The following is a 16,582-nucleotide window of genomic DNA, read 5'->3' as shown; positions in this document are numbered from 1 at the left end:
GAGATCCCGGGGTGTTCCCCAGGAATAAAGCATCAGCCCACGTCGAGACGCAGAAGATCTTCCTCCGTTTCGCGCCGGACGATGACTCGTGCCTGTCCGTCGCGCACGGCGACGACGGGCGGGCGCAGGGCGTGGTTGTAGTTGCTCGCCATGGAGCGGCAGTACGCGCCGGTCGCGGGGACCGCGATCAGGTCGCCGGGAGCCAGGTCGGACGGCAGGAACGCGTCCTTGACCACGATGTCACCGCTCTCGCAGTGCTTGCCGACGACCCGCACGAGCATCGGCTCGGCGTCCGAGGTGCGCGAGACGAGGGAGACGCTGTACTCGGCGTCGTACAGCGCGGTGCGGATGTTGTCCGACATCCCGCCGTCGACGCTGACGTACGTACGCAGACCCTCCAGGGGCTTGATGGTGCCGACCTCGTACAGCGTGAAGGCCGTGGGCCCGACGATGGCGCGGCCGGGCTCGACGGAGATCCGCGGGGTGGCGAGACCGTTGGCCTCGCACTCGCGGGTCACGATGTCGCCGAGCGCCTTGGCGATCTCGTGCGGTTCGCGCGGGTCGTCGTCGGAGGTGTACGCGATGCCGAGGCCGCCGCCGAGGTCGATCTCGGGCAGTTCGATGCCGTGCTCGTCGCGCACCTCGGCCAGCAGCTGCACCACGCGGCGGGCGGAGACCTCGAAGCCGGCCATGTCGAAGATCTGCGAGCCGATGTGGGAGTGGATGCCGATGAGTTCGAGCCCGTCGAGGGTGAGGGCCCTGCGGACGGCCTCGGCGGCCTGCCCGTCGGCCAGCGCGATGCCGAACTTCTGGTCCTCGTGCGCGGTGGCGATGAACTCGTGGGTGTGCGCCTCGACGCCGACGGTCACGCGGATCTGCACGGGCTGGCGCCTGCCGAGGCGCTGCGCGATGTGGGCGACGCGGACGATCTCCTGGAAGGAGTCGAGCACGATCCGGCCGACACCGGCCGAGACGGCCCGCTCGATCTCGTCGACGGTCTTGTTGTTGCCGTGGAAGGCGATGCGCGCGGCGGGCATGCCGGCGTCCAGCGCGGTGGTCAGCTCGCCGCCCGAGCAGACGTCGAGGTTGAGCCCCTCCTCCTGGAGCCAGCGCACGACGGCGCGGGAGAGGAAGGCCTTGCCGGCGTAGAAGACGTCGGCGCCGGGTCCGAACGCGTCGGACCACGCGCGGCAGCGGGCCCGGAAGTCGGACTCGTCGAGGAAGTACGCAGGGGTGCCGAACTCCTCGGCCAGCCGGGCGACTTCGATCCCGCCGACGGTCAGGGCGCCGTGCTCGTCCCGGGTGACCGTGCGGGCCCAGACCTTCTCGTCCAGGACGTTGAGGTCCTCGGCGGGGGCGCTGTAGTGGCCCTCCGTCATGACGTCGGCGTGACGGGGCCCGGCGGGGTGTGCGGATCGGCTCATGGTGATGCTCTCTCGGGTCTCTCAGAGGTGTCGGGGTGCGCTGATACCGAGCAGGGACAGGCCACCGGCCAGCACCGTCCCGGCGGCCTCGGCAAGGGCGAGCCGGGAACGGTGGGCGGCCGAGGGTTTCTCGTCCCCGACGGGAAGCGGTGAGACGGCGTCGTGGAAGTCGAGGAGGGCGCGCGCGACCGCTTCGAGGTGCCGGGCGATCCGGTCCGGAGCGCGGTGGCGTGCGGCGGCGAGCAGCGCGGCCGGGTGGTCGGCGAGGAGGGCGAGCAGTGCGTCCGCCCCCGTACCGGTGGGCGCCCGGCCGGGGGCGCTCGCGAAACCGAGGAGTGCGGCACCGTGGGTCAGCGCGTGGACGCGCGAGTGTGCGTAGCGGACCAGGAACAGCGCGTTGGCCTCGCCCTGGACGAGGAGGTCGTCGCCGAGGGGCGCCCGGTCGTGCCCGGCGGGCCGCAGCAGCCCCCAGCGGGTCGCGTCGGGCCCGAGCCGGCGAAGCAGCTCCCCCGCGGTGGCGCCTGCGGGGACCGGCCGTATCTCCGCGGGGAGGGGGTCCCCGGCCTCCACGGTGACGCCCAGCCGCGCCCAGTCCGGGTCGGGTGCCCCGTCGCAGCCGATGTGCACCCGCGCGCCCTGCGCCCGTGCGAGCCTGCCCACCGCGTCGGCGGTGACCGCGGCCCGGACCTCGTGCGCGTGGCTGAATCGCAGCGGGTCCCCGGCGAGTGCGTCGCCGTGCCCGTACCGCAGCCCCTGCTCGCGCACCCGGGACAGCAGCGCCCCGTACGCGTCGGCGGAGGCGTCGAGCGTGAAGTTCAGGAATCCGGGCCCGGTGATCTCGACCCGCCCGATACCGGGCGCCCCGGCGACCCGTTCCCGCAGGATCTCGGCCACTTCCCGCGCGGACAGGGCGGCGGGCCCGGCCAGCTGGAGCGCGACGGCGCTGGCGTAGTCACCGCGTCCCCCGGGCCGTGTCCTCTCCACTCGCACGCGCGCGGGCACGGGCGCGCGCAAAGCGTTCTCGTCGACCGCGCGGCGCACGGCGCGCAGCACGGTCATGGAGAGATCGGCGGGGGTCACGGGTCAAGCGTATGGGAGAAAGGGGGGCCTTTCGCCAACGCGTTTCGCCATCCGGTCACCCGGCGGCGCTCTCCGCCCGTCCGGCCCCCTGCCTGCCGTCGAGCACCGGCGGCCGCCCGCGCTCCATCAACTGCCGTACGACCCGCACCAGCTCGCTCGGCTCGAAGGGCTTCGCCAGGAAGGCGTCGACGCCCGCCGCGACCCCGTTGTCCACCTCGTACGGCGTGCACGCGCTGATGATCGCCACGGGCAGATGCCGGGTGCGCGGGTCGGAGCGCAGCCTGGTGGCCGTCTGCAGTCCGTCCAGCCGGGGCATCACGACGTCGAGCGTGATCACGTCGGGACTGACCCGATGCACCAGATCCAGACACTCGACACCATCGGCCGCGGTCACGACCTCGAAGCCCTCCAGCTCGAGATTGACCCTGATCAACTGCCGGATGACCTTGTTGTCGTCGACAACAAGCACGCGGCCGCATGCCCCTGACACCCTTCGAGAGTAGGCGGGGCGGAGTGGCTGCGTCCGGGTTTTGCCCACTTCCGCCCCCGGACGGGTGGCCGGATATGCGTGCGAGGGCCGGGGCGGGGTGTCGCCACCCCGGCGACGACGCGGAAATACCTGTTCACGGGCACCCGGCGGAAGCTGGTAGTGTTTCACTCGTCGCAGAGCAGCACAGCGACACGCCCCCGTAGCTCAGGGGATAGAGCATCGGCCTCCGGAGCCGGGTGCGCAGGTTCGAATCCTGCCGGGGGCACTTCCGCCGGACAGCGTGATCAAGTCGCTGAACAGGCGAAGTGCCAGACTTCAAGAGCCGGACCCAGTGTCACTGGGTCCGGCTCTTTGTCTTTGTCCGCCACTGATCGCGAGTGAGTGGCGAGTGGGCCGGTCCCTCATGACCTCCGAGCGCCCACTGGGCGGTCCCCGCACCCCATCCCCCGCGGCCTCCTCCATCATGGCGCAACGGCCTGACCTCCTGCCGTACCCGCCCGTGGCCGTCGAGCCGAGGGGTCTCCCCCACGCTCGCTCCAGGAGAAATCCTCGTCCGCGTTGTCGGACGTCTCTGTTAGCTTCATGCGGCTCGGTGCGGTCCACGAGCTCAAACGCTTACAGGGGAGGGACATTGACCAGGTTCGGAAGGACGGTCAGATACAGACGGATGGTGGTGGGGAGCTGCGCGGCGGCGCTGCTCGCCACGTCTGCCGGTACGGCGTACGCGGTGGACAACCTGCCGCCGAAGCAACCTCTGATCCAGGACCTCCAGTCGGAGGGCAAGGCCTGCGCCACCGGCGACGACACGCCGTACGTCCCGGAGCCACCCAGACTCAGTGCCACGCTGTACGACCCGGAAGAGGACAACCAGCCCTCCGAATCCAGCCCGGTCAAGGGCGAGTTCGAAGCCTGGTGGACGGACGCGGCAGGGGTTGAGCAGCGTCGCACCCACACCACCATCACCGTGTCGTCGGGGACGCAGTTCTACTGGACGATGCCGGACGACGTCCCGGCGAACACGGTCGTTTCCTGGCACGTCCGCGCGAACGACGGCGAGGCGGCCTCCGCGTGGAGCGACGAGGGCGACGGCTCGGTCTGTTCCTTCGTGTACGACGACGTCAGTCCCGAGAAGGCGGCGATCAGCTCCCCCGAATACCCGAATCCGGAGGACGTCTTCTGGGTGGACGGGGTGGGCGTCTACGGCCACTTCACCATGGACTCACCCTCGGACGACGTGGTGGCGTACACGTACAACTTCATGGGTGGCCCTTACGGAACCGTCTCCGCCGAGCGGCCGGGCGCGGCTGTGACCGTTCCGTACCTGCCGCTCACCGCAGGTCCCAAGAGGCTGACGGTCCGCGCGCTCGACCGGGCAGGCCGAAGCAGCGGTAGTTCGTCGTACGACTTCAACGTGCAGGACGGGCGTGCCCCTGTCGCCCGGTGGAAGCTGGACGACCCGGCGGGCTCCCGCACGGCCTCTGCCGAGACGGGCGCCGTCGCCCGTGCCGGCACAGGCGTGACCTTCGGCGGCCCGGCGCCCGCGGGCACCGGAACCACCGCCACAGCCGGACTCGACGGCAGTGGCCACGGCTTCCTCACCACGGACGCCCCGGCCACCGACATCCGCAGGTCCTTCGCCGTCAGCGCCTGGGCGCGGCCCGCCGAAACCGGCCGGTCCATGACCGTCGCCAGCCAGGACGCGGCCGGGAAGCCCGGCTTCGGCCTCGGACTGCGCAACCGGGGCCCCGGCCCTGAATGGTCGTTCGCGATCGGGGGCGCACGGGTGTCCGGGGGTACGCCCGAGACGGGCGAGTGGGCCCATCTGCTGGGGCTGTACGACGCGGAGACAGGTCGCGCGCAGCTGTACGTCAACGGCCACGAGGTCGGCACCGCGGCGGAGGCGACTCCCGCGGAGGCGGCCGGCGCGTTCCAGATCGGACGAGCCCGTGGCGCTACCGGCTACCGCGACCGATGGCACGGTGACATCGGCGACGTACGGGTCCACGACCGGGTCGTGGTACCGGGCGAGGCCTCCGAACTGGCACTGCGCAAGCCGGAGCTGCTCGGTCACTGGTCGATGGACGACGCGACGGACGGCACGAGCCCCGAGCAGTCGGACGGCGCGCCGCTGCGGCTCAGCACGGGAGCCTCGATCTACCGGGGCTCCGACAACTCCTGCATCCCGGAGATCGACCCCGACTGCACCTACGTGCCGCCGCCGCTCGTCGATGACGGGCATCTGCGCCTGGACGGCGAGGCCGGGTACGCCGCTACCGACGGGCCGGTCGTGGACACCGGCGACAGCTTCACCCTCGGCATCGTCGTGCGCCTCGCGGACTCCGCGCCGGCCCACCCCATGACCGTGCTCTCGCAGGCAGGTGAGCACACCGACGCGTTCAAGGTGCGCTACGAGCCGTCCACGTACACCTGGCAACTCGTGATGCCGGAGAAGGACGAGGCCGGATCTCCCGAAAGGGTGGTCTCCCACATCGTGGGCGCGGACGGCGGCGAGGGCCAGGGTCATCGTCTCGCCGTGGTCTACGACGACGGGACCGACACGATCAAGCTCTACCTCGACGGCTACACCAACGCCGGAGCGACCGCCACCCTCCCCAACGGCCGGCACAGTACCGGTGCCCTCCAGATCGGCCGGGCCGAAGCCGGCGAGGGGTGGGGCGAGTACCTCCACGGTGATGTGGACGAATTGCAGGCCTACTCCGGTGCGCTGCGGGACAAGGACGTATCCGGCCTGGGCCGGGGTACGAATCCATGCCTGTGCTGATCCGTCCGTTCTGATCCGTCCCTTCTGAATTCGAGGGATCGAGGCTCGACGGCCCGGCAGCTTGCGCGCCGAAACGACGATGGACCCGGACAACATGTCCGGGTCCATCGTCGTTGCAGCTCAGCCCCCGACGCCCGCCGGGGCGCCGCCGCATCTCTCACACCAGTCGGCGCACGGCCTCGGTGACGGCCCTGCGCCCCGCTCCGGATCCGGTCGACCCTGGCTCCGGCGATCCCGTGGCAGACGATCACCTCCGGCCCCGACGGCGGGTCAGCCGACCGGCAGCCCCGGTGCCGGATACCCGTCCATCAGCGCCTTCACCTCGGCGCGGACCGTCGTGACGGCGGACTCGTCCCCGGTGCGGGCGGCGTCGACCACGCGGTCGATCCAGGCCGCGACGGTGGCCATCTCCGATGCGGGGATGCCCCGTGAGGTCAGGGCCGGGGTGCCGATCCTGATGCCCGAGGGGTCGAAGGGCTTGCGGGGGTCGTAGGGGACGGTGTTGTAGTTCACGACGATGCCGGCGCGGTCCAGGGCCTTGGCCGCCGTCTTGCCGGGGACGTCCTTGTTCGTGAGGTCGATCAGGAGGAGGTGGTTGTCCGTGCCTCCCGAGACGAGGTCGAAGCCGCGGGCCGCCAGTTCCTCGCCCAGGGTGCGGGCGTTGGTCACCACGTCGTGGGCGTAGGTGCGGAAGTCCGGTGCGGCGGCTTCGCGCAGGGCTACGCCGATGGCGGCCGTGGTCTGGTTGTGCGGGCCGCCCTGGAGGCCGGGGAAGACGGCGCGGTCGAGGGCGCGGGCGTGTTCGGCCCGGCTCAGCAGCATCGCGCCGCGCGGGCCGCGCAGGGTCTTGTGGGTGGTGGTGGAGACCACGTCCACGTGCGGGGCCGGCGAGGGGTGGGCGCCACCGGCGATCAGGCCCGCGATGTGGGCGATGTCCGCGACCAGGACCGCGCCCACCTCGCGGGCGATCTCGGCGAAGCCGGCGAAGTCGATCTCGCGGGGGACGGCCGTGCCACCGCAGAAGATCAGCTTGGGGCGTTCGGCGAGGGCCAGGTCGCGGACCTCGTCCAGGTCGACCCGGCCGGTGTCGCGCCGCACCCCGTACTGGACGCCGTTGAACCAGGTGCCGGTGGCCGAGACGCCCCAGCCGTGGGTGAGGTGGCCGCCCATGGGGAGCGACATGCCGAGCACGGTGTCGCCGGGCTTGAGGAAGGCCAGGTAGACGGCGAGGTTGGCCGGGGAGCCGGAGTAGGGCTGGACGTTGGCGTGATCCATGTCGAAGAGCGCCTTGGCCCGTTCGACGGTGAGCGTCTCGACCTGGTCGATGATCTGCTGGCCCTCGTAGTACCGCTTGCCCGGGTAGCCCTCGGAGTACTTGTTCTGGAGCACGGTGCCGGACGCTTCGAGCACGGCCGCGGAGACGTAGTTCTCGCTGGGGATCAGGCGGAGGGTGTCGGCCTGGAGCTGCTCCTCGGCCGCCACCAGCGCGGCGAGGTCCGGATCGGCTGCCGCCAGGGCGGGGTGGCGGGGGTGCGAGGGCACGGATGCGGATACGGTCACGGGGTCCTCCCGGGTCGGCCGCGTTGCTGCGGCGTGGACCCGGATGCCCAGGCGGACGGCTCTCCGGAGTTGACGCCCCGGGCGGGCCCGGGGTGTGCCGCTCCCTCGTGGTCGATTCCACTGAGCACCCAGGGGGTGCGCGCCAGTCGCAGCGCTTCGTACCTTACCGGGCGGGCGGTTTCGGGGCCCGGCGTTCCTCCACGGGGCCGGCAGCGCAGGTACGGGCGAGGAGCCGGGCGGCCGGAGAAGGCCGGGAGTCAGCCTTCGCGGCCGGGCAGCATGCTCAGGGCCCGGGAGCGCTGCGCGACGAGGTCGTCGTAGGTGCCGTCGCGCTCGGCCCAGCGGTGCACGAGGGCTGCCTTCACGACGATCTCGCGGGGGGTGGGGTCCGTCGAGAGCAGTCGCATGACCTCGGTGGCGAAGCCGTCGAGCGGCAGCGCGTGCGGGTTCACCTTTTCCTGGCCCGCTGTGGCGACGGCCGGGGGGACGAGTTCGACCACGCCGACACCGGTGCCGTCGAGCTGAGCGCGCAGCGCCTCGGAGTAGGCGTGCACTGCGGCCTTCGAGGCGGCGTAGGTGGGCATGGGCGGGAAGGGCAGGAAGGCGATGCCGGAGGTGACGGTGATGAACGTGCCGGTGCCCCGCCGGACCAGGTGCGGGGTGAAGGCGTCGATGACCCGGATCGTGCCCACCAGGTTGGTGTCGATCGTCCTCTCCGCCGCCTCGAAGTGCGCGGGGTCGCGCAGGTCTTCCATGAGCATGACGCCCGGCATCGTCACCACGGTGTCCAGCTCGGGATACCGGTCGAGCACGGCGTCGCGGGCAGAGGTGACGGAGGCGCTGTCGGTGACGTCGATGCCGACGGTGCCGAAGCCCTCTCCGGCGAGTTCCGAGAGTGCCTCCGTGTTGCGGCCGCCGACGGCCACGGTGCTGCCCGCCGCGGCGAACCGGCGGGCCAGCTCTCGCCCGATGCCCGAGGTCCCGCCGACGACGAGAACGGTGCGGTTGGAGAGGTCCATGGGGTCTTCCCTTTGGTCCGGGGCGCCGGCGGCATTCGGGCTGCGGCGCCTTCGGTGATGTTCCGCGGTCCTCCGCAGAACGCTGTACCCGCAGTCTTGACGGAATCAGCCGGGCCTGGCAGAGTCCCCGTCTTCCCTGGTCCTGCCAGGGCCCCCTCTGCGACGCGCACACCGCATTACGGTGGGCCCATGAAGGATGAGGATTCCGGCAACCGGCTCGGCAGCTACCTGCGCGCCCGGCGTGAGCTGGTCTCCCCGGCGCAGGCAGGGATCCCGCCGGGCGGCAACCGCCGCGTTCCGGGGCTGCGCCGCGAGGAAGTGGCCCTGCTCGCCGGCATCAGCCCCGACTACTACCTGCGCCTGGAACGTGGCCGCGACAGGAATCCTTCGCCCCAGATCCTCGAATCACTCGCACGGGTCCTGCTTCTCGACGATGTCGAGCGGACGTATCTGCTCGGCCTCACGGCGGTACGTCCCAGGTCATCGCGGCGCAAGCGGCCCGAGCACGTCCCCGCACGGGTGCACCAGCTCCTCGCCCACCTTCAGGTGCCCGCGTTCGTCGAAGGGCGCGCTTTCGACGTCCTGGCTTCCAACCCCATGGCCGTCGCGCTCTCCCCGCGCCTGCGGCCCGGTCAGAACCGGCTTCGTTCGCTGTTCCTCGACCCCGAGGAGCAGGCCTTCCACCAGGACTGGGCGAAGGCCGCGGCCGACTTCGTCGCCGCGCTGCGCACCACCATCGGGGACGACACCGACAACCCCCGGTTCGTGGAACTCGTCGGGGAGCTCGCACTGTCCAGTCAGCGGTTCCGCGAGCTGTGGGCCCGCCACGACGTCCGCAACCTCGACGGAGGGTCCGCCACCGTCCACCATCCCGTCGTCGGTGCACTACGGCTCCACCGCGACAAGCTCCCCATCGACGACGTCATCCTCGTCGTCTACTACCCCGACAAGGGCAGCGACAGCGACGAGAAGCTGCACCTTCTCGCCGCACTCTCACCGACCGGACCCACCGACGCGGCACACAGCGGGTCGGCGGACGCCCCGCACCCGTAGACGTCGTGACGAACGCCGGCCGGGGGAAGGCGCAGGCACAAGCGGCGTGCTCACCACCGGCCCGGGTTCGCGCCCCGGTTGACGAGCGTGCGGCGCGCGGACGGGTTCATGCCGGACCCGCGGACACCCACGGGTACACGATCACGATCTGACACGGGTGCCCCGCAGCCCGCGACACCGGGTCATACCTGGGGAAAGAGCCAGATACTCGGCGGTCCGGTGCGAACTCCCCTCGCCGACTTACCCCTTGGCCGATTCTTGGTCATTGCATGCCCCCTACATGAGGTGTTCCTCGCCAGAGTGGCGCATTGCATGTGCACAACATTCGGCACATGCGCCGCACGCGAGACCCACATCGCAGGGGGTTGTTTTGAGAATCAGCCGCACCCGACGACGCGCCGCGCTGAGCATGGCGGCGACGCTGCCACTGCTCGCCGGTGCGCTCGCCCTCGGGATACCGAACGCCAGCGCGGACTCGACGCCGGGCGCCCGGGACGCACTGCAGGGGACCAAGCCGGCCTGGGCCACCGCCACGGCCGATCAGGGGGCCACGGCCGACAGCGGAAAGGTCGCCGTCCGGGTCCACCTCGCCGGACGAGACGCGAAGGGGCTCGCCGCGTACGCGGCCGCCGTCTCCGACCCGCAGTCGCCGTCGTACGGGAAGTACCTGAGCGCCGCACAGGCGCAGGCGCGGTTCGGGGCCACCCAGGACCAGATCGACCGGGTCAGCCAGTGGCTGCGGTCCAGCGGGCTGACCGTCACCGGTGCCAACCAGCACTACGTCTCCGCCACCGGTGAAGTCGCCTCGGCCGAGAAGGCGTTCGGGACGCAACTGCGTAACTACCGCAAGGGAAGCCGCACCTACCGCGCCCCCGCCTCCACCGCCTCCGTTCCCGCCGCGCTGAGCGACGCCGTGCTCGCCGTCTCGGGTCTGGACAACGCGCCGCACAAGTCGAGTCACGACGAGGTGCTGCCACCCCCGGACGCGGTGTTCCGCAACTCCGGTCCGTTCTCCTCGTACTTCGGCTCGAAGACGGCCTCCACCCTGCCGAGCGCCTACGGGACCAAGGTGCCGTACGCCGTCAAGGGCTACACCGGCAGGCAGCTGCGCGCCGCGTACGGGGCCGGCGGCTACACCGGCAAGGGGGTCACCGTCGCGATCACGGACGCGTACGCCTCCCCCACCATCGCGAAGGACGCCGCCGAGTACGCCAGGCGCAACGGCGACGCGCCCTACCGGCGCGGGCAGTTCAGCCAGGTGCTGCCGGACGACTACACGAAGACCGAGGAGTGCGGCGCCTCCGGCTGGTACGGCGAGGAGACCCTCGACGTGGAGGCCGTGCACGCCGTCGCGCCCGCTGCGGACATCGTGTACGTGGGCGGCGCGTCCTGCTACGACAACGACCTGCTGGACTCGCTGAACAAGGTCGTCGACCACCGGCTCGCGGACATCGTCTCCAACTCCTGGGGCGACATCGAGGCCAATCAGACGCCCGACCTGGCGCTCGCCTACGACCAGGTGTTCAAGATGGGCGCGGTCGAGGGCATCGGCTTCTACTTCTCCTCGGGCGACGACGGCGACAACGTCGCGTCGACGGGCACCAAGCAGATCGACGTCCCGTCCAACTCCGCCTGGGTGACCTCCGTCGGCGGTACGTCACTGGCGGTCGGCAAGCACGACACATACCAGTGGGAGACCGGCTGGGGCACGCTGAACGCTCCGCTTGCGGCGGACGGCAGGAGCTGGACCGGCTTCCCCGGGGCGTACACCTCGGGTGCGGGCGGCGGTACCAGTTCCACGGTGAAGCAGCCGTCCTACCAGCGCGGCATCGTGCCGGACTCGCTGGCGAAGGCCAACGGGACGACCCGGATGCGGACGGCCCCGGACATCGCGGCCGTCGCCGACCCGAACACCGGCTTCCTGGTGGGCCAGACGCAGACGCTGCCGGACGGATCGCTGGGCTACGACGAGTACCGCATCGGCGGTACGTCACTGGCGGCGCCGGTCATCGCCGGTGTCCAGGCCCTGGCACAGCAGGCGCGGCACGGGCGGCCGATCGGCTTCGCCAACCCGGCGATCTACGCCCGCTACCACTCGAAGGCGTACCACGACGTGACGGACCACCCGCTGGGTGCCGGCCGTGATCTCGCGGTCGCCCGGGTGGACTTCACCAACGGCTACGACGCCGCGGACGGCCTGCGGACCTCGGTGCGCAGCCTCGGCAAGGACGCCTCGCTCTCGGCGGTGCGGGGCTACGACGACGTGACGGGTGTCGGCACGCCGTCCTCCGGCTATGTGAGCTCGTACCGCAGGCGCTGAGTCTGCGGTACGGACGGGATGTGCGAGCCGGCCGTCGCGGGGGATGGAGCCCCGTGACGGCCGGCTTCGTCATGCGGAGGCCCGTTTGCGGGAGGCCGTCTTCGTGGCGCTCTGCTTCTTGGCCGCCGTCTTCTTGGACGTGGCGCTCTTGGACGTGGAGCTCTTGGACGCGCCGGTCTTGGAGGCGGCCTTCTTCGCACCGGAACGGCTGCCGGACGCGGTCTTCTTCGCCGCCGGTTCGTCCGTACTCGCCGTGGACTTCTTCGCTCCCGAGGACTTGGGCGAGGAGGCGGACTTCCGGGAGCCGCCACCGGAGGACGAGCTGCGCGACACCGACTTGCCCGTGGGCGTCCTGCGCGTGGTGGAGGCCGACGGCTTGCGGTCCGCGAGGGAGGTGACCGACGCCTTCTCCTCGTCCCCGCCCTCGGCCGACCCGCTCCCCTCGCCGCGGGCCTCCTTCGCCGCCCGGACACTGCTCTCCAGGGCCGCGAGGAGGTCGATGACCTTGCCGCCACCGGAGCCGCCGGACTCGGGCTGTTCCAGGACCTCGCCGGAGGCCTTGGCCGCGATGAGCTCCTCGACCGCCTCGCGGTAGTCGTCGTGCAGCGACTCCATGTCGACCTCGCCGAGCGTGTCCATCAGCGCGTCCGCCAGATCGAGCTCGGCGTCCCGGACCGACACGTCGCTCTCCGGAGCGACCCCTTCGGGGGCGCGGATCTCGTCCGGCCAGAGCAGTCCGTGCATCGCGATCACGTCGTCGACCACCCGCAGCATCCCCAGGCGCTCCCGCCCGCGCAGCGCGTACTTGGCGAGGGCCACCTTCTGGCTCCGTTTGAGCGCCTCGCGCAGCAGCGTGTAGGGCTTGGCGGCCGGTACCCCGTTGGCGGACAGGTAGTACGCCGCGTCCATCTGGAGCGGGTCGATGGAGTCGGCCGGCACGAAGGCGACGATCTCGATCGTCTTGGCGGTGGGCAGCGGGAGCGAGCCGAGGTCCTCGTCGGTGATCGGGATCATCGAGCCGTCCGCGTCCTCGTACGCCTTGCCGATGTCGGAGGCGGTCACCTCCTCGCCGTCCAGCTCGCACACCTTGCGGTAGCGGATGCGGCCGCCGTCGGCGACGTGGATCTGACGGAAGGAGATCGAGTGGTTCTCGGTGGCGTTGACCAGCTTGATCGGGATGCTGACCAGCCCGAAGGAGATGGCGCCGTTCCAGATGGACCTCACCGGTCACCCCTTACGTGCGTTACATCCGTATAGATCCTTGTTTCATGTGATTCTTATCGTATGACGCCGATCACCGTGGTGGAGGGGCGGCGGGTGCCGCTCAGCAACCTGGACAAGGTCCTGTACCCGGCCACCGGCACCACCAAGGGCGAGGTGCTGCACTACTACGCGGCCACGGCGGCCGAGGTCCTGCTGGCCCATCTGCGGGACCGGCCCCTGTCCTTCCTGCGCTATCCGGACGGGCCGGACGGGCAGCTGTTCTTCACCAAGAACCCGCCGCCCGGTACGCCGTCCTGGGTACACACCGCCCCGGTGCCGCACCACGAGAAGGAGCAGGCCCGGCAGGTCGTCGTCCAGGACCTCGCCTCGCTGATGTGGGCGGCCAATCTGGTGGTGGAGTTCCACACCCCGCAGTGGCGGGCCGAGGCGCCCGGGACGGCCGACCGGATGGTGTTCGATCTGGACCCGGGAGCGCCCGCGACGGTCGTGGAGTGCTGCACGGTCGCCCTCTGGCTGCGGGAGCGGCTGGCAGCGGACGGGCTGGAGGCGTACGGGAAGACGTCCGGGTCCAAGGGGCTGCATCTGCTCGTACCGCTGGAGCCCACCGCCTCCGAGCGGGTGTCGGCGTACGCGAAGACGCTCGCCGTCCAGGCGGAGAAGGAGCTTCCGGATCTGGTGGTGCACCGGATGAGGCGGGCGCTGAGGCCGGGCAAGGTGTTCGTCGACTTCAGCCAGAACGCGGCGGCGAAGACGACGGCCGCCCCGTACACACTGCGGGCTCGGGCCGAGCCGGCCGTCTCCGCGCCGGTCACCTGGGCGGAGATCGAGGCGTGCCGCAGCCCCGGGGCGCTGGTCTTCCTGGCCGGCGCCATGGCGGAGCGGCTGGACCGGTACGGCGATCTGCTCGCGCCGCTCACCGAGCCGGACCGGGGACGGCCGATTCCGGACACTCCGTAGGGTTCCGATGGCCGGGACATACCGCATCGGCGCAGGTGTTGTCATGTTCAAGGGCAAAAGGCGGCATGGGGCGGGTGGATTGTCCGAGCGGTGGTGCACACTCTGCGCAAGACACTGCTTCGTGGGAAACCGTGGGGAGGCGATGGCGTGTTCGCGGGGATCGACGAGGTCGACTGGGCCTCGATGGAGCATGCCTACGGGCCTGCCGACGACGTGCCGGCCCTGCTCCGTGGTCTGGCGTCCGCCGACCCGTCGGAGCGCGAGGCCGCACTGGACGGCATGTACGGGGCGGTCCACCACCAGGGTGACGTCTACGCCTGCACGCTCGCCTGCATCCCCTTCCTCTTCGAGCTCGTCGTCGATCCGCTGGTCCCGGACCGCGGGGGCATCGTCGAGCTGCTGACCAGCATCGGCGGCATCGACATCGACGAGGAGGACATCGACGAGGCCGAGGCCGAGGACGACGCGGAGGGTGCGGCCAACTACGCGATGGCGGCGGCGGCCGTCAGCGCGGGCGCCGGGGTCTTCTTCGCGCTGATGGCCGACGAGGATCCGGGGGTGCGGGTCTCCGCCCCGCTGGCGCTGGCCACGCTGCACGGCAGTCCGTCCCGGGTCCTGACCCTGCTGTGCGAGCGGCTGACGCTGGAACCGGACGACGAGGTGCGGCTCGCCCTGGTGGAGGCCGCGGGGCGCGTCGCGCTGCGCCACGGACCGCTGGCCGGCCGGATCGCCGACTGGCTGAGCCGGCTGGCCGCCGAGGCGAATCCGCCGGGGCTGCGGCTGGCGGCCCTGGCCCAGCTGGCGCGGTGCGCGCCCGAGGCGCTGCCGGGCGATGTGGTGCGGATGGTGGCGGGTCTGCTGCGGCAGCTGCGCTCGGCCCCCGGGGCGCCGGAGGTCTCCGACGCGGGGTCCCGGGCTCTCGGGGCAGCGGCGGACCCCGCCTGTGCCGAGGCCGCTCCGATGACCCTGGTGGGGCAGTTGCGGGCGCCGGCGGCCGAGGACGGGGCCGGGCGCGCGGCGCCCTGGACGGCCGCTCTGCTGCGCACGCTGCACGTCGGACTCGACGACCGGGTCGCCGACCGCACGGCGCTGCTGACCGATCAGCTGTGCAGCCCCGACCCGGGGCAGCGCATCGACGCCGTCCGGATGAGCAGCGGACTGATCAGGGCCTGGCGCGGTTCCTACGGGGAGCTCGTCCGGCTCGTGGGCGATCAGCTCGTCTCGGACGAGCCGAAACTGGCCGAGGCCGCCTCGCACGTCCTGGAGGAGCTCTTCGGCCTGGCCGCGCCCGCGGGCGACGCGCTGGCGGCCCGGGTCGCGGCCGATCCGGACGCCTGGGTGAAGGAGTGGGCGAGCGGGCCGCCGGGGCTCGGCAGTGCGGTGAAGGCACTGGCGCGGCTGGGCGACGTGCGCGCGGTGCCCGCGCTGGCGGCGGCGCTGGAGCGGCCCGAGGTGCCGCACGACGTGGGGTTCGCCATCGGGTATCTGGGGCCGGCCGCCGCGCCGCTGGCCGGTGTGCTGCGCCGCCGGCTGAGCGAGGTCGGGCTGGACGAGGAGGCGTACGACCGGGCGAGCCCGCTGCTGGCCGGGCTGACCGCGCTCCGGGCGGGCGAGGCGGCGCCCGAGGTGTTGCGGATCCTGCGCGGCGCGCCGGAGTACCGGGGCGAGTGGCTGCGTACGGCGGCGCTGCGGGCGCTCGCCTCGTTCGGGCCCGCGGCGCACTGCGCGGTCCCGGAGCTGCGGGCGCTGATACGGCGCGCCGGGACGGCGGGGGCCACGGAGGCGGCCGAGGCGCTCTGGGCCGTCGACGGGGACGCCGGGGCGGTGCTGCCGGTCCTGATCGAGGGGCTCCAGGCGGAGCACGCGCGCGAGCGGCGGGCGGCGGCGAGCGCGCTGGGCCGGCTCGGCGCGCACGCGGCGGTGGCCGCACCGCGGCTGCGGGCGCTGCTGCTGCACGAGGAGCTGTGGCTGCGGGTGGACGCGGCGATCGCGCTGTGGGAGGTTTCGGGACGGGCCGAGGAGTCCGTTCCGGTACTTCTCGCGGCCTGGGAGAGGAACCGTCACGTCAGGGTTCGGGTGGCCGAGTGCCTGGCGCGGGCGGGGGCTGTCGGTGCAGGGTCGGAGGCGGCGCACGTGCTCCGCGCCGAACTCGCCTCCGTGCGCCGTCACAACGCGATGGACGGCGGGTACGGCAGCCATGACACGTACGAGGACGAAAAGCTGCTGGCGCTCTGCCGCCGGGCGCTCCTGGGGAATTCGGGGAAGGGACCCACGACATGATCATTTTCGGTACGCGAGGCTATCTCTACCAGCTGGCGGTCCTGACGCTGGTCTGCGGCTGGTGCGGGAATCCGGCGGCACACACGCTGCGCAAGCGGGTGACGAAGTTCACGCTGTTCTTCGTGCCGCTGTTCCCCTTCTCGACGAAGTACGCGACGCAGTGCACGTTCTGCGGCGGCGAGCAGCAGATCCCCAAGGAGCAGGCCGATCAGCTGCTGGCGCAGCACGTGGCGGCTCAGGGCGGTAACCCCTTCGGCCAGTCCCCGCAGCAGCCGGGTTACGCTCCGGGCTCGCAGGGCCAGGCGCAGGGCCAGAACCCCTATCAGCAGTAAATACGCATAAGGGACTTCCTTCCGAATAAGGTCTACGGAACCGGGGCCGCGCGCGATCACG

12 protein-coding genes and 1 tRNA gene are annotated in these 16,582 nt (G+C 71.6%); 7 read left to right on the top strand and 6 right to left on the bottom strand.

Annotation, left to right across the window (positions count from 1 at the left end; translation table 11 throughout):
- Positions 1-32: 32 nt before the first annotated feature.
- Genes lysA through OG446_RS26395 form a run of 3 tightly spaced genes read right to left on the bottom strand, consistent with a single transcriptional unit; the run spans position 33 to position 2,973 of the window.
- Positions 33-1,424: a diaminopimelate decarboxylase gene (gene lysA / locus OG446_RS26405; RefSeq protein WP_328896362.1), complete on the bottom strand. Its 1,392-nt coding sequence runs from the start codon at positions 1,422-1,424 to the stop codon at positions 33-35.
- Between the two features lie 21 nt (positions 1,425-1,445).
- A complete protein-coding gene (gene nrtL / locus OG446_RS26400) occupies positions 1,446-2,504 on the bottom strand; it encodes an ArgS-related anticodon-binding protein NrtL (protein WP_328896361.1) in 1,059 nt (352 codons plus the stop codon).
- A 55-nt stretch (positions 2,505-2,559) separates the two neighbouring features.
- Positions 2,560-2,973 carry a response regulator gene (locus OG446_RS26395; RefSeq protein WP_024490816.1) on the bottom strand — a complete coding sequence of 138 codons (414 nt, stop codon included), beginning with the start codon at positions 2,971-2,973 and terminating at the stop codon, positions 2,560-2,562.
- A gap of 214 nt (positions 2,974-3,187) precedes the next feature.
- Between OG446_RS26395 and OG446_RS26390 the strand changes: the two genes are divergently transcribed.
- Positions 3,188-3,259: transfer RNA gene (locus OG446_RS26390), tRNA-Arg, on the top strand.
- Positions 3,260-3,661: 402 nt separating this feature from the next.
- Complete coding sequence (locus tag OG446_RS26385; protein ID WP_328896360.1) at positions 3,662-5,776, top strand: LamG domain-containing protein; 2,115 nt, start codon at positions 3,662-3,664, stop codon at positions 5,774-5,776.
- 270 nt (positions 5,777-6,046) lie between these two features.
- Here OG446_RS26385 and glyA read toward each other — a convergent pair whose 3' ends face one another.
- Together glyA and OG446_RS26375 are read right to left on the bottom strand one after the other, a co-directional pair.
- Entirely contained in the window at positions 6,047-7,336 is a 1,290-nt protein-coding gene (glyA, locus tag OG446_RS26380; RefSeq protein ID WP_328896359.1) for a serine hydroxymethyltransferase, read from the bottom strand.
- A gap of 257 nt (positions 7,337-7,593) precedes the next feature.
- Positions 7,594-8,355 (bottom strand): SDR family oxidoreductase, encoded by a 762-nt coding sequence (locus OG446_RS26375; protein WP_328896358.1) that lies wholly within the window; start codon positions 8,353-8,355, stop codon positions 7,594-7,596.
- A 189-nt stretch (positions 8,356-8,544) separates the two neighbouring features.
- Between OG446_RS26375 and OG446_RS26370 the strand changes: the two genes are divergently transcribed.
- Positions 8,545-9,408, top strand: coding sequence for a helix-turn-helix transcriptional regulator (locus OG446_RS26370; RefSeq protein WP_328896357.1), 864 nt, complete (start codon positions 8,545-8,547; stop codon positions 9,406-9,408).
- A gap of 409 nt (positions 9,409-9,817) precedes the next feature.
- The gene (locus tag OG446_RS26365; RefSeq protein WP_328898421.1) at positions 9,818-11,728 is read left to right on the top strand and encodes a S53 family peptidase; all 1,911 of its coding nucleotides are present in this window, start codon (positions 9,818-9,820) and stop codon (positions 11,726-11,728) included.
- A gap of 69 nt (positions 11,729-11,797) precedes the next feature.
- Here the strand turns inward: OG446_RS26365 and ku are convergent, their stop codons facing one another.
- A complete protein-coding gene (gene ku / locus OG446_RS26360; RefSeq protein ID WP_328896356.1) occupies positions 11,798-12,952 on the bottom strand; it encodes a non-homologous end joining protein Ku in 1,155 nt (384 codons plus the stop codon).
- Between the two features lie 60 nt (positions 12,953-13,012).
- On the opposite strand from ku, the gene ligD reads away from it, so the two are divergent.
- The 3 genes from ligD to OG446_RS26345 all read left to right on the top strand — a co-directional run bounded on the left by ligD (position 13,013) and on the right by OG446_RS26345 (position 16,521).
- Positions 13,013-13,909: a non-homologous end-joining DNA ligase gene (gene ligD / locus OG446_RS26355; RefSeq protein WP_328896355.1), complete on the top strand. Its 897-nt coding sequence runs from the start codon at positions 13,013-13,015 to the stop codon at positions 13,907-13,909.
- Positions 13,910-14,056: 147 nt separating this feature from the next.
- Positions 14,057-16,189, top strand: coding sequence for a PBS lyase (locus OG446_RS26350; protein ID WP_328896354.1), 2,133 nt, complete (start codon positions 14,057-14,059; stop codon positions 16,187-16,189).
- On the top strand, positions 16,186-16,521 hold the full coding sequence (locus OG446_RS26345; protein ID WP_326657954.1) for a zinc-ribbon domain-containing protein: 336 nt from the start codon (positions 16,186-16,188) through the stop codon (positions 16,519-16,521). The genes OG446_RS26350 and OG446_RS26345 overlap by 4 nt, the downstream gene beginning before the upstream one ends.
- Positions 16,522-16,582: the final 61 nt, after the last annotated feature.

This window comes from Streptomyces sp. NBC_00236, assembly GCF_036195045.1.
Taxonomy (GTDB): domain Bacteria; phylum Actinomycetota; class Actinomycetes; order Streptomycetales; family Streptomycetaceae; genus Streptomyces.
This window is presented reverse-complemented; position numbering and strand designations above follow the sequence as displayed.

Coding starts and splice junctions, on each gene's coding strand:
- lysA (WP_328896362.1), bottom strand. CDS start 1,424: ATGAGCCGATCCGCACACCCCGCCGGGCCCCGTCACGCCGACGTCATG.
- OG446_RS26385 (WP_328896360.1), top strand. CDS start 3,662: ATGGTGGTGGGGAGCTGCGCGGCGGCGCTGCTCGCCACGTCTGCCGGT.
- OG446_RS26375 (WP_328896358.1), bottom strand. CDS start 8,355: ATGGACCTCTCCAACCGCACCGTTCTCGTCGTCGGCGGGACCTCGGGC.
- OG446_RS26370 (WP_328896357.1), top strand. CDS start 8,545: ATGAAGGATGAGGATTCCGGCAACCGGCTCGGCAGCTACCTGCGCGCC.
- OG446_RS26365 (WP_328898421.1), top strand. CDS start 9,818: ATGGCGGCGACGCTGCCACTGCTCGCCGGTGCGCTCGCCCTCGGGATA.
- ligD (WP_328896355.1), top strand. CDS start 13,013: ATGACGCCGATCACCGTGGTGGAGGGGCGGCGGGTGCCGCTCAGCAAC.
- OG446_RS26345 (WP_326657954.1), top strand. CDS start 16,186: ATGATCATTTTCGGTACGCGAGGCTATCTCTACCAGCTGGCGGTCCTG.